The sequence below is a fragment of the Kribbella endophytica genome, from assembly GCF_054781295.1.
Genome location: NZ_BAAGUR010000007.1, coordinates 218,096 through 230,684 on the forward strand (window position 1 = coordinate 218,096; position 12,589 = coordinate 230,684).

At 69.4% G+C, this 12,589-nt stretch carries 13 protein-coding genes; 4 read left to right on the forward strand and 9 right to left on the reverse strand.

Annotation, left to right across the window (positions count from 1 at the left end):
- Positions 1-11: 11 nt before the first annotated feature.
- From ACYVIO_RS40805 to leuC, 7 genes are all read right to left on the reverse strand, one after another.
- Complete coding sequence (locus tag ACYVIO_RS40805) at positions 12-218, reverse strand: hypothetical protein (protein ID WP_344183556.1); 207 nt, start codon at positions 216-218, stop codon at positions 12-14.
- 180 nt (positions 219-398) lie between these two features.
- Positions 399-989: an HU family DNA-binding protein gene (locus tag ACYVIO_RS40810; protein WP_425840741.1), complete on the reverse strand. Its 591-nt coding sequence runs from the start codon at positions 987-989 to the stop codon at positions 399-401.
- Positions 990-1,213: 224 nt separating this feature from the next.
- Entirely contained in the window at positions 1,214-1,399 is a 186-nt protein-coding gene (locus ACYVIO_RS40815) for a hypothetical protein (protein WP_460656381.1), read from the reverse strand.
- 64 nt (positions 1,400-1,463) lie between these two features.
- Positions 1,464-2,636, reverse strand: coding sequence for a magnesium/cobalt transporter CorA (gene corA / locus ACYVIO_RS40820; protein ID WP_460656382.1), 1,173 nt, complete (start codon positions 2,634-2,636; stop codon positions 1,464-1,466).
- Positions 2,637-3,192: 556 nt separating this feature from the next.
- Positions 3,193-3,744 carry an NUDIX hydrolase gene (locus ACYVIO_RS40825; protein WP_460656383.1) on the reverse strand — a complete coding sequence of 184 codons (552 nt, stop codon included), beginning with the start codon at positions 3,742-3,744 and terminating at the stop codon, positions 3,193-3,195.
- 592 nt (positions 3,745-4,336) lie between these two features.
- Positions 4,337-4,936 carry a 3-isopropylmalate dehydratase small subunit gene (leuD, locus tag ACYVIO_RS40830; protein WP_460656384.1) on the reverse strand — a complete coding sequence of 200 codons (600 nt, stop codon included), beginning with the start codon at positions 4,934-4,936 and terminating at the stop codon, positions 4,337-4,339.
- A 13-nt stretch (positions 4,937-4,949) separates the two neighbouring features.
- Positions 4,950-6,380: a 3-isopropylmalate dehydratase large subunit gene (gene leuC / locus ACYVIO_RS40835; protein WP_460656385.1), complete on the reverse strand. Its 1,431-nt coding sequence runs from the start codon at positions 6,378-6,380 to the stop codon at positions 4,950-4,952.
- Between the two features lie 109 nt (positions 6,381-6,489).
- Here leuC and ACYVIO_RS40840 point away from each other — a divergent pair, with 109 nt between their 5' ends.
- The 4 genes from ACYVIO_RS40840 (at position 6,490) to ACYVIO_RS40855 (ending at position 9,221) form a co-directional block, all read left to right on the forward strand.
- Positions 6,490-7,209, forward strand: a complete 720-nt coding sequence (locus tag ACYVIO_RS40840) for an IclR family transcriptional regulator (RefSeq protein ID WP_012922430.1) — start codon at positions 6,490-6,492, stop codon at positions 7,207-7,209.
- 162 nt (positions 7,210-7,371) lie between these two features.
- Positions 7,372-7,962 carry an HdeD family acid-resistance protein gene (locus tag ACYVIO_RS40845; protein WP_460656386.1) on the forward strand — a complete coding sequence of 197 codons (591 nt, stop codon included), beginning with the start codon at positions 7,372-7,374 and terminating at the stop codon, positions 7,960-7,962.
- Between the two features lie 92 nt (positions 7,963-8,054).
- Positions 8,055-8,735 (forward strand): response regulator transcription factor, encoded by a 681-nt coding sequence (locus tag ACYVIO_RS40850; RefSeq protein ID WP_460656387.1) that lies wholly within the window; start codon positions 8,055-8,057, stop codon positions 8,733-8,735.
- Positions 8,736-8,825: 90 nt separating this feature from the next.
- Positions 8,826-9,221, forward strand: coding sequence for a response regulator (locus ACYVIO_RS40855; protein ID WP_460656388.1), 396 nt, complete (start codon positions 8,826-8,828; stop codon positions 9,219-9,221).
- Here the strand turns inward: ACYVIO_RS40855 and ACYVIO_RS40860 are convergent.
- Together ACYVIO_RS40860 and ACYVIO_RS40865 are read right to left on the reverse strand one after the other, a co-directional pair.
- Positions 9,184-11,205 (reverse strand): sensor histidine kinase, encoded by a 2,022-nt coding sequence (locus ACYVIO_RS40860; RefSeq protein WP_460656389.1) that lies wholly within the window; start codon positions 11,203-11,205, stop codon positions 9,184-9,186. The two genes, ACYVIO_RS40855 and ACYVIO_RS40860, sit on opposite strands and share 38 nt — an antisense overlap.
- Positions 11,198-12,499, reverse strand: a complete 1,302-nt coding sequence (locus ACYVIO_RS40865) for a GAF domain-containing sensor histidine kinase (RefSeq protein ID WP_460656390.1) — start codon at positions 12,497-12,499, stop codon at positions 11,198-11,200. Before ACYVIO_RS40865 ends, ACYVIO_RS40860 begins: the two co-directional genes overlap by 8 nt.
- Between the last annotated feature and the right edge of the window lie 90 nt (positions 12,500-12,589).

The window sequence follows — 12,589 nt, forward strand, 5'->3', positions numbered from 1 at the left end:
CGTGATCCTGCTTAGTGCAGCGTGATGAAGTGGACCGCGGTGATCGCGATCCCGTGGCCTGAGCCACTGGTCTCGACGCGGACCCGCTGACCGACGCGGAGGAAGCGCACCGGCGTACCGGCCAGCTCGTCGGCGCTGAACGGCAGCTCGACGCCGGTGTCGGTCAAGACCGCACCGGACCTGGACGCGTCGTCGTAACGGCTCACGGTCGCCTGCATGGCACCACGCTAGGCCATCCGGCGCGATCCCGCGTCCCGGCGTCGTCCTCGCGTTCCGGCCGATCCCTCAGAGGTTGCCGACGACATCGTTCCGGCGTACGGCAGACACGGCGAAGGCCGGTCGCCCCTGGAGTGGGGAGACCGGCCTTCGCTGGTGTTTCGGTGCTGCAGTGCTGAAGGTCAGCGAGCCGAGGCGCGCTTGGCCGGAGCCTTCTTGGCGGGGGCCTTCTTGGCCGGCGCCTTCTTGGCAACGGTGGCCTTCTTGACCGGGGCCGCCTTCTTGGCAACGGTCTTGGCCGGGGCCTTCTTCGCCGGAGCCTTCTTGGCGACCGTCTTGGTGGCAGCGGCCTTGGCCGGCGCCTTCTTGGCGGCGGTCTTGGTCGCAACGGCCTTGGCCGGAGCCTTCTTGGCCGGCGCGGCCTTCTTGGCCGGAGCGGCTGCCTTGGTGGCGGTCGCGGCCGGCTTCGGGGCCACCAGCTTCGGCAGCTTCTTCGCACCGGAGACAACGGCCTTCAGCTCCGCACCCGCACGGAACTTCGGAACCACGGTCTTCTTGGCACGCTTGGTCTCGCCGGTCCGCGGGTTGCGAACCATGCGGGCACCGCGCTCGATGGCCTCGAAGGCACCGAACCCGGTGATGGCGACCTTGCCGCCCTTCTTGGTCAGCTCGCGCTGGACGGTGTCGATGACCGACTCCAGGGCGTGCTGGGCCGAACGGCGATTTCCGTCGAAGTGCACTGCGAGCGCTTCGACCAACTGGCTCTTGTTCACTGTCTTCCCTCCGTGAACGATGGCGTCGAGCACAGCGCTCGATCTCACGTGAACGTTATGGACTCAACACGCCGTTCACAAACACCAACGCGGCAATTCGGCCTTGTTTTGGGCGATTTGCCCCCGATTTGGCCTCCAAACGCCCCTAACGGGGTCTTGGATTCCCTTCTGAGCAACGATCCGGCGACCAACGGTGACCCCGGCCACACCCCGTTCGAGGGTGCTCAGCGGCGCTTTCCGCGCACTGATCGCAGCCCCGACTGGGCCGTGTCGAGCCCTCGGGTGACCGCGCTGTCGCCCTTGCGCTGGCGCAGGGTCTGGCTGATCTTGCCCAGCAACCACTCCACCAGCGGTACGGCGATCGCCAGCACGGCCCACATGATCAGCCGCCGGCGCAGGAACAGCCACATCTTTGCCTCCAAGGTCTCAGGTGTCTCGAAGACTAGTGCCCGCGACAGAAACCGCCGGGATGTGTCAGAGCCAGCCGCGGCGCTTGAAGACCTGGTGCAGACTCCCGCAGACCAACGCCATCAGGCCGATCGCGAACGGGTAGCCCCACTGCCAGTGCAGCTCCGGCATCACGTCGAAGTTCATCCCGTACACGGTCCCGATCAGCGTCGGCGCGAACAGGATCGCCGCCCACGCGGAGATTCGCTTCACCTCTTCGTTCTGCGCGTTGCTGGCGACGGTGAGGGACTTCATCTCCTCGTTCTGCTGCTGGGCCACCAGGGTCGCGTTCACGGTCAGGATGTCGCGCAGCAGCTCGCGGAAACCGTCCACCCGCTCGACCACCTGGGTGACGTGGTCGGCGACGTCGCGCAGCGAGCGCTGCAGTTCCTGGTCGACGCCGTACTTGTCGAACCCGGCCCGCAACGAGTCCAGCATCCCGATCAGCGGCCGGGTCGCGCGCTGGAACTCGATCACCTCGCGCGACAGCTCGTAGATGCGCCGCGACACCTTCGGGTCGCCGCGGAACACCTCGGTCTCGATCTCGTCGATGTCGTTCTCCAGCCCCGCGACCACCGGCGCGTACCCGTCGACGACCTTGTCCATGATCGCGTACAGAACCGCTTCGGTGCCTTGCCGCAGCAGCTCCGGATCGCGCTCCACACGACGCCGTACGGCGGCCAGGTTCGGCGCTTCCGCGTGCCGGACCGTCACCACGAAGTCCGGTCCCACGAACACGTGCACCTCGCCGAACTCGACCTCCTCGGTCGCGTCCCGGTACCGCGCGGCCTTCAGTACGACGAACAACGTCTCGCCGTACCGCTCGAGCTTCGGCCGCTGATGGGCCTGGATCGCGTCCTCGATCGCCAGCTCGTGCAGGTCGAACTCCTGCGCCAGCGACATCAGCTCCCGCCGGTCCGGCCGGTACAACCCGATCCACGCCAAGCTCCGCGGCGCCTCGTGCAGCACCTGGTAGGTGTCGGCCAACGACTCCGGCGAGGCCACCCGCTTGCCCTCGCAGTAGATCGCGCTGTCGACAACACTGTGCCCCTTGGGCTTGCTGTGCACCGGGTGGTCGACAGTCGGCTCGATCGCGTCCGGGACGGGCGCGGCCAGCCCTCCGGCGTACCGGCGAGCAGCGGCCCGCAACGACGGCGTACGGCCAAAAGCACGAAGGGTGCGCAGGCGCAGGTCGGACATGAGTCCTCCAGGGGTTGTTGCAGACGGGGAGACGACGACGTCTGCCCGACCCCCGCGGCTGATCGCCGCGCACCACAACACACCCCCGGCTGCACTGCACAGGGGCGGCTGACCTGGAAGAGGAGTTAGTTGCCTCGAGGCCGAGCGAGATCCGTATGTCTGGAGGGGTCACTGGTCATCAGCGCCTCACCTCCTAGATCTCGCAAGCCCGGTTCGTACAACCCCGCAAGGGTAACACCAGAGTTATCGCCCCAACCGTGCAATCCGTTACACAGACGCTGCGCACGTGCAGGTTCTCACCCACGCGGGCTCCTCCGTTCGCTGGCGCTCACTACGGTGCCTGCTCCCACCCACCCTTGGTTCAGTTGCGTGCTGGCGCCCGCGGTGCGCGGGCTAGCGCCCGCTTCAAGTGCGCGCTGGCGCGCGGTGCGAGTACGCGCTGGCGCGCTCTACGTGCGCGCTGTCGCGCTTCAAGCGCGCGTGCTGGCGCCCGCACCAGAACGCGCCCCGCACCGAGCCCGTTGTCCTCAGCAACCGAAAGCCGGCGCAGACAAGATCACCCGTCGACCATCAACCGAAGCAACGCCAACTGCGACGAAGCCCCCATGATCTCCCCGCTCGCGATCCGGTCGAGCACAGACTCCAGCGGAATCCACGCAACCTCCTGAGCCTCGTTGATGTCCGCCGGCTCACCCACATAGTCAGCCCCACGAGCCACATAGATGAGGTTCTCCGCGTCAGCCAACCCAACGTTCGGCTGAGCCGACATCAAGTACTGCACCTCGCGCGGCCGCCACCCAGTCTCTTCCTCGACCTCACGCGCCGCGGTGACCGCAGGATCCTCGCCGGCATCGACATAACCACCCGGCAACTCCCACACCCACCGATCAATCACAAACCGATGCCGCCGCATCATCAGCACACTGCCGCGACCATCCAGCACCGCCACGATCGCAGCCTTCGGGATCCGCAGCACATACTGCTCGAACGTGACCCCATCCAGCAGCTCGACCGAGGCCACACTCAACGTCAACCGCCGAGAAGCATCAACAACCCGCTCACCATGAATGGTCCACTTGGTCGCTTCGCCCACCTCGTCACCCGGCATGCGCCCACGCTATCGACGTCCGCCGCTGCCATCGGCCATCGCGTTGCACAGCACCCGCCCACCACCGCAAGCTCCGCCGCGTTCCAACGCCACTTTGTGCACCGGCCAGCCGTCGCGAAGCCTTCACCGTGGCTGAGCCGTGCTCAAGGTTGGGCCCCGACACCGTCGAGGCGTGGCAAGTGGCCCACCGGCCAACTGCCGTCGCCGGGTCACCGGACGCAGCTGACACGTCCCCGAACCCGGCAGCGCACATGCACCTGAGCGCGGCGCCGGCACGCGCGCCTGAGCGGGGCGGCGTGCGTAGCCCCGCGGAGGACCGCCCCGCAAACCAGGCTGTACGCGACGATGGTCGAGCTCTCGTCCGGCGCCCAGCACGCGTACTAGAAAGCGCACCAGCGCGTACTCACACCGCGCGTCACCGCGTACTCAAGCGGGCGACAGCACGCGCACTCGAAGCGCGCCAGCGCACACAGGAAAGTGCGCGCGCCAGCGCGCCGCACGAAGCGGGCGCCAGCACGCGCACCTCTAAGAGGGCGGGCGGGAGCAGGCCCCGCAGTGAGCGCTAGCGAACGGAGGAGCCTGCGTGGGAAAACTAAGCCTTGGCAGGCAGCGTCGCCGGCTTGAAGCTCGGCCTCGTCGCCTCGTACGTCTCGATGTCATCCGCGTGGGACAGCGTGATGCCGACGTCATCCAGCCCGTTGAGCAGCCGGTACCTCGTGTAGTCGTCGATCTCGAACGGCGCGGACAGCGCCCCGGCGGAGATCGTCTTCGCCTCGAGGTCGACCGTGACCTTCGTGCCGGGGTCGTTCTCGATGGTCTTCCACAGTTCCTCGACGACGTCCTCGGTGACGAGGGCGGCGAGCAGGCCGGCCTTGCCCGAGTTGCCGCGGAAGATGTCGCCGAAGCGGGCCGACACGACGACGCGGAAGCCGTAGTCCATCAGCGCCCAGACGGCGTGCTCACGGGAGGACCCAGTACCGAAGTCGGGTCCGGCGACGAGCACCGAGACGCCCTCGTACTCGGGCTGGTTGAGGACGAAGGTCGGGTCGTTGCGCCAGGCAGCGAACAGCCCGTCCTCGAAGCCTGTCCGCGTGACCCGCTTCAGGTACACGGCGGGGATGATCTGGTCGGTGTCGACGTTGCCGCGCCGCAGCGGGGCCGCGGTGCCGATGTGCTGGGTGAAGGCGTCCATGATTCCTTTGTCCTCAGACGTTCTCGGGTACGGCGACCTCGACCGGCGGCAGGTCAGCCGGCGCAGCCAGGGTTCCGGTGACGGCGGTGGCAGCGGCGACGAGCGGCGACACCAGGTGCGTGCGCCCGCCCTTGCCCTGCCGGCCTTCGAAGTTGCGGTTCGACGTCGACGCGCTGCGCTCGCCCGGCGCCAGCTGGTCCGGGTTCATCCCCAGGCACATCGAGCACCCCGCTCCACGCCACTCGGCCCCGGCGTCCTTGAAGATGACGTCCAGACCCTCGGACTCGGCCTGCAGCCGAACCCGGCCAGAGCCCGGTACGACGAGCATGCGGGTGCCGTCGGCAATCTTCCGCCCGGCCAGTACGCCGGCCGCCGCGCGCAGGTCCTCGATCCGCCCGTTCGTGCAGGACCCGAGGAACACGGTGTCGACCTGGATCTCCCGCAGCGGCGTACCGGCGGTCAGGCCCATGTACTCCAGCGCCCGCTCGGCCGCGACCCGGTCGTTCTCGGTCGCGAAGTCCGACGGCGACGGCACGTTGGCCGACAGCGGCAGGCCCTGGCCCGGGTTGGTGCCCCAGGTGACGAACGGCGCGATCTCCTCGGCCCGCAGTACGACCTCGCGGTCGAACGACGCGTCCTCGTCGGTGGCCAGGCTGTTCCAGTACTCGACCGCGGCTTCCCAGTCGACGCCCTGCGGCGCGTGCGGCTTGTCCTTCAGGTACGCGTACGTCGTCTCGTCCGGCGCGATCATGCCGGCCTTGGCGCCCCACTCGATCGACATGTTGCAGATCGTCATCCGGGCTTCCATCGAGAGCGCGCGGATCGCCTCGCCGCGGTACTCGACGATGTAACCCTGTCCACCGCCGGTGCCGACCTGCGCGATCAGCGACAGCACCAGGTCCTTGGCCGAGACACCGTCCGGCAGTACGCCGTCGACCGTGACCGCCATCGTCTTCGGCCGGGCCTGCATCAGCGTCTGGGTGGCGAGCACGTGCTCGACCTCGCTGGTGCCGATCCCGAACGCGATCGCGCCGAACGCGCCGTGCGTCGAGGTGTGGCTGTCACCGCAGACGACCGTCATGCCCGGCTGGGTCAGCCCGAGCTGCGGGCCGATCACGTGCACGACGCCCTGGTCGGGGTCGCCGAGGGTGTGGATCCGGATGCCGAATTCCTCGGCGTTCTTGCGCAGCGTGTCGACCTGCGTGCGCGAGACCGGGTCGGCGATCGGCTTGTCGACGTCGTACGTCGGGACGTTGTGGTCCTCGGTCGCGATCGTCAGGTCCGGGCGGCGAACCGCGCGGTTGGCCAGCCGGAGACCGTCGAAGGCCTGCGGGCTGGTCACCTCGTGGACGAGGTGGAGGTCGATGTAGAGGAGGTCGGGTTCCCCGTCGGCGTGACGCACGACATGTGCGTCCCAGACCTTTTCCGACAACGTCCTGCCCATCAGACTTCTCCTTCGGGTGGTGTACTGAGGTGCGCTTTCGCTCACAGTGCGCCGAAGAGGGGCGTACAAGCGACTTGCGTTCCACGATTCGAGACGGCAATATCGTCTCATGGACAACTCTAGCGGAGTCGGCGTTCTCGACAAAGCAGCTCTCGTTCTGTCCGCACTCGAGTCCGGGCCGGCGACCCTGGCCGGACTCGTGGCGGCGACGGGGCTGGCCCGCCCGACGGCACACCGGCTCGCCGTCGCGCTCGAGCACCACCGGCTGGTGGGGCGCGACATGCAGGGCCGCTTCGTGCTCGGGCCGCGCCTGAGCGAGCTCGCCTCCGCTGCCGGCGAGGACCGACTGCTGGCGACAGCCGGTCCCGTGCTGGCCCGGCTGCGGGACATCACCGGTGAGTCGGCGCAGCTGTTCCGCCGCCAGGGTGAGTACAGAGTGTGCGTCGCGGCCGCCGAGCGTCCGTCCGGTCTGCGCGACACCGTCCCGGTCGGCAGCCAGCTGACGATGGCCGCTGGATCCGCCGCTCAAATACTGCTGGCCTGGGAGGACCCGGAGCGCATGCACCGTGGACTCCACAACGCGACCTTCAACGCGGCCGCCTTGGCCGGCGTACGGCGTCGTGGCTGGGCGCACTCGGTCGGCGAGCGCGAGCAGGGCGTCGCCTCGGTCTCCGCGCCGGTCCGCTCCCCTTCCGGCAAGGTGATCGCGGCCGTGTCGGTCTCCGGCCCGATCGAACGCCTCTCCCGCCAGCCCGGCCGCATGCACGCCCCGGCCGTGATGGCCGCCGCCGAGCGCCTCTCCGAAGCCCTGCGCCGCGCCTCGGAGTAACCCCGTACGACGAAAGGCCTGACCGCACACCCCCGCGGTCAGGCCTTTTCTTTCTTGCGGCTCGACCACAACTACCGGCCGGTGTCTTGTCCCGGTACGGCGGTCGGGATCACGATGGCTGTGGGTTGCGGCCCGTCCGGGCCGGCCCGTGGAGGTCGGCGGATGCCTGGACCAGCAGCGGTGAGCGACTGGCTGTCGGTGGGGTGGAAGATGCTCGTCGTACGCGGCGCGATCGGCATCGTGTTCGGGATCCTGGCCATCGTCTGGCCGCTGTCGACGGCGATCGCCCTCGCGTTGCTGTGGGGGTTCTGGGCCTTGATGGACGGCATCGGTTCGCTGCTCCAGGCCTTCCAGCCGGAGTCGAGCGGCAGCAGGCTCTGGCTGATCGTGATGGGCGTGATCGCGTTGGTGGCGGCCTTCTTCGCGATCTTCAGCCCGGCGATGACCGCGGTGACGCTGACCTGGATCCTCGGGATCTGGCTGATCGTCCGCGGAGTGTTCGAGGCGATCGGCGCCTTCGGCAGCAATCTGGCGACTCCGCGCTGGTTGCTGCTGCTCAGCGCCGCCCTGTCGATCCTGATCGGGATCCTGTTCGCCGCCAACCCGGGCGCCGGAGCGGTCACCATCGCGACCTGGCTGGGCATCGCCGCCCTGGCCTGGGGAGCGGTCTTCGTCCTGGGCGGTCTCGCCGTACGCCGGGAGCTCACCGGCCCCGCACCCGCGATCCCTCCGGGCGCCGCGCCCCAACCCTGATCCCATCGAGGAGTAGCGGCTCACCACAACCAGCCCTCTTGCTTGCCCGCGACCCGGCGGGCAGGGGTGGACGGCGCGCCTAGAGTGGTGGGGTGGCGTTGCGGGTCGTGTTCGCGGAGGACAACTTTCTCGTGCGCGAAGGCATTTCCGCCCTGCTCACCGAGTCCGACCAGGTGGAGCTCGTCGAGACGGTCGGCGATCCGGCCCACCTGCTGAGAGCGGTCGCCGAGCACGGTCCCGACGCGGTGCTCACCGACATCCGGATGCCACCCACCTTCACCACCGAGGGGATCGACGCGGCCAAGCAGATCCGGGCCGCGCACCCGTCCATCGGAGTCGTCGTCCTGTCCCAGTACGTCGAGGAGGAGTACGCCTTCGACCTGTTGTCGGAGGGCGTCGCCGGGCTCGGATACCTGCTCAAGGAACGCGTCAGCCAGCTCGACGAGCTCGTCCGTGCCCTGTACGACGTGGCGCGCGGCGGATCGGTGCTCGATCCGCGGGTGGTCGAGGGTCTGCTCGCCCGCAAGACCCAGGACGCCCGGTCGCCGCTACTCCTGCTCACCACCCGCGAGCGGGAGGTCCTGCAGGAGATGGCCGCCGGGCGCAGCAACACGGCGACGTCCAAGGCGTTGTTCATGAGTGAGCGGGCGGTGGAGAAGCACGTCGGTGCGGTCTTCCAGAAGCTGGGGCTGTCCGACGAATCCGACGTGAACCGCCGGGTGATGGCCGTACTGGCCTTTCTCGAAGCGACCGGCGGCCCACCAGCGCGCTGACAGGTGGGGACAACCGCCCCTGAGCCGAGCGGGTAGCACCCTGTCGCTGTGCTCCCCCGGTGCGTCACGCTGAGCGGAGGAGGTGGCCCAGTGGCCGACGTACGCGTTCTCGTGGTCGACGACCAGGAGCCGTTCCGCCTGGCGATCGCCGAGGTCGTCGCGGAGACCGACGGCTTCGTCGTGGTGGCGTCCACGGCGTCGGGCGAGGAGTCGCTGCTCGCCGTGTCCCGGCTGCGGCCCGATCTGGTCCTGATGGACATCAACCTGCCCGGGATCGACGGGATCGAGGCCAGCCGCCGGATCACCCTCGACCCACGGCCCCCGGTCGTCGTCCTGCTGTCCACCTACGAGGCCGACGAGTTCGACATCGCCGGCTGCGGAGCCAGCTCCTACCTGCCCAAGGCGTCGTTCGGACCCGACCGCCTCGCCGCGGCCTGGGCCGCGGCGATCACACCGCCATCGGTACGGCGTCCACCGGGATGCTGAGCGAAAGCATCCGCGGATCGGCCGGCGCCAGCACTCCACCCGCCGCCTCGACCCGGTCGAGAATCGCCTGGACACCGATCACGTCGCGACTGATCCCGTCGATCCGCAGGACCAGATCCGGTCCTACGACCCCCAGCTCGATCCGGGTCGCCATCGAACCCGCGCGCACGGCCTCGACGCAGCAGAAGTAGATCGCAGCCTCGATCCGTGCCGGGAAACGCCGGTCGGCCGACGGTTCGACGGACAGGGTGACCGCCGGGGCCGTCCTGGACAGGTGCGAGCCGAGCGTGCGTGAGAGCCCGGCCCTGACCAGCTGGGTCGGGAACACGCCGCGGGTCAGCTCGCGCAGCGACTCCAATGCGGCGTTCGTCCGGGCGACCAGCTGTTCGAGCTGCTCCGACGCGGCAGCTCCCGAGGTGATCACACTCAACGTGCTCAGCTGCGCCGGCATCGACTCCAGCTGCGACAGCACGTCGCGGGAGATCGCCGACTCGAGCTGACTGCGGGCGAAGTCGTCGGCCGCGACGATCCGGCGCCGCGAGTCGGCGAGCGCGACGGTGGTGCGATCGAGAGCAGCGACGTGCGCCGCCAGCTCCGACTCCATCGCCGCGTTGCGGAACGCCAGCGCCGTCTGGTCGGCCAGGTCCCGGAGCAGCTGCTGATCCACCGCGCGGAGGTTGCGTCCCTTGGGCATCGTGACGCCGATGCTGCCGAGCACTTCGCCGTTGTGCCGCACCAGTACCTCGTACGCCGGCTCGCCGACGGCACCGTCGGGCCAGGTCTCGACGATCGGGTCGGCCCTCGGAACCCGCAGGACAACGGTCGAGGACTTGGCCGACACCGCCTGCGCCGCGGCCGCCGCGACGGCGGGCAGCAACGCGCTGGGCGACGGGGTCTCCGCCAGGCGTCCGCTGAAGTCCGACAGCGCCTCGTACGGCTGCGCCTTCGCGCCGTACGCGAGCCGGTTCGCGAACCTGACGACCCGGCGCCGGAGCGGCTGGAACGCCAGAGCGACCAGCGAGATGGCTGCCAGCGACAGCCAGAACCTGCTCGTCCGCGTGTTGACCATGGTGGCGACGGCCAGCACCAGCCCGATGTAGCCGAGCGCGGCGAACCCGGTGCCCAGAGCAAGGATCACGGCCCGGTTCAGGATCAGCTCGAGGTGGTAGAGCCGGTAACGCAGCACCGCTACGGCGAACAGCAGCGGCAGACAGGGATAGGCGACGTACAGCGGAAGGTTGGCGGCCCAGTGGTGCCGGCCGCCGTTGACCAACTCGACCACGAGCAGCAGAACGAGGCCGGCGGCCAGGAGCAGCACGGCCGCGGCGATCAGCCGGAGTTGTTGTCGCTGCTCACCCTGGCTGCGGCGCAGTCGGCGGAACATGGAGACCGTCGCGGCGATCAGTCCCGCCGCGATGAGCGGAAACCCGATCTGGAGCAGACCGCTGCCGGGAGCGTCCTCCGTCCTGGTCTCCAGATCGAACGCTGCCGGCGACTGCATGAGCATGCCCGCGCTGTAGCAGCCGAGCCCGGCCAGCGTCACGACAGCCGCGAGACCCCAACGCCGGGACAGCAATCGGCCGTCGGGTGCCAGCAGGAAGAGGATGGCCAGGGCGGCGAGCGAGAGCTGTCCACCGACCAGAACCGACAACCAGCCCGCGATCCCGCCGAGAGCCCGCGAACCCGGCCCGTCCGCGGTGACGACCCAGATGCTGTAGGCCTCCGCCAGCAACGAGAACGAGGCCAGCGCGCCGATCAGGCAGAGCAGCCAGCCGATCGGATGCCTCCGGTAGCGCGTCACGATCAGCGCGCCCATCACCGCCGAACCCAGGACCGCCAGCGTGACGAACGGGAACCCGTGCACCGTGACGGTTTCCTCGGACAGCAACGGCCGGTAGGCCGAGGTGACCCAGACGTCCGTCCCTGAGAACAGCACGGTGAGGGCCGCGAGCGCCCAGGCCACCCGGGCGTGCACGTCAGCCACCCGGCCGGTCGTCACGGCGTACGCCGGGCAAGCTCGCCGCGACGACGGTCCCGCGCGCCGGACCGGTCTCGATCGTCAGGGTCCCGCCGGCCGACTCGACCCGGTCGCGCATGTTCACCAGGCCGGCCCCGGTCTGCGTCGCGCGCGGATCGAACCCCACGCCGTCGTCCTGCACCACCAGCTCCAGCACGTCCGAACCGCTCCGGAGATCGAGACGGATCGCACTCGCCGAGGAATGCTTCGCCGCGTTCTGCAGAGCCTCCAGCGCACAGAAGTACGCCGCGGCCTCGACCCTCGCCGCGTAGCGACCGACGCCGGTGACGACGAGTTCGACCGGCAGCGGACTCCGGGCGATCGCCGTGGCCAACGCGGCCGCCACGCCTCCGTCGACGAGCAGGCTCGGGTAGATGCCCCGCGACAGATCGACGATCGTCTCGATGGTCACCGTCGCCGCCGCACTCTGCTGCGCGACCAGCCGATCGGCGCGGTCGGGTGAGCGTCCAGCCAAGGTGTGGGCCAGGCTCAGGTTCACGGCGAGCGCCACCAGGTGCTGCTGGGCGCCGTCGTGGATGTCCCGCTCCAGCCGTCGGCGCTCGGCATCCTGTACGTCGACGAGCCGCTCCCGCGAGAGCCGAAGCTCGTCCGCCAACGCGGTCAGCTCTGCCAACCGGTGCACGAGTTCCGCGCGCAGCCGCGCTCCCCGCAGTACCAGCCCTGCTTGATTGGCCAGGCCGGCGAACAACCGCTCCTCGACCGGAGTGAGCGGGACGTCGTCGCGCTCCTGGACGACCAGCACACCCAGCAGCTCACCGGCTTGGCGAACGGGGAGCTCACGACGACCGGGCCCCTCAACCGGTACGTCGGCAGCCGGTGGCCAGGTCGCGGCGAGCATCAGCCGGTCGTCGACCATCAGCCACACCTGCGCGGCCTTCGCCCCGGTGCCTTCCGCGAGCACCTCCGCCATCCGGGTGGTCAGGTCCTCGGCTGTGTCGTCGCCGTTCACCGCCGGCGAGAAACGGCTCAGTACGTCGTACGGCGACAGCACACCACCGTGGACCACGCGTGACACGGCGCCCTCGAGGCGTGATCGCACCGGCTCGAAGCCCAGCGCCACCACCGCCGTCGCGACCACCGACAGCCCCAGGTGCGGCGAGGACGTGTACCCGACGAGCACTCCGCCGCCGAGCACGACCAGGACGTAGACCAGCACCACGAACACCACGAGCCCGCCGGACACCAGCAGAGCAGCGAGTTGTTCACGGCCGGTCCGCCGTCGTCTCCCCCACACCCTCACGTGTGCAGTCTGCGCCCACCGGCGCCGGGATGGGAGTGGCCGAACCCCTCGGGGTGGGGTCAGCCGCACGATCTCGCGCGGCCGACCCCC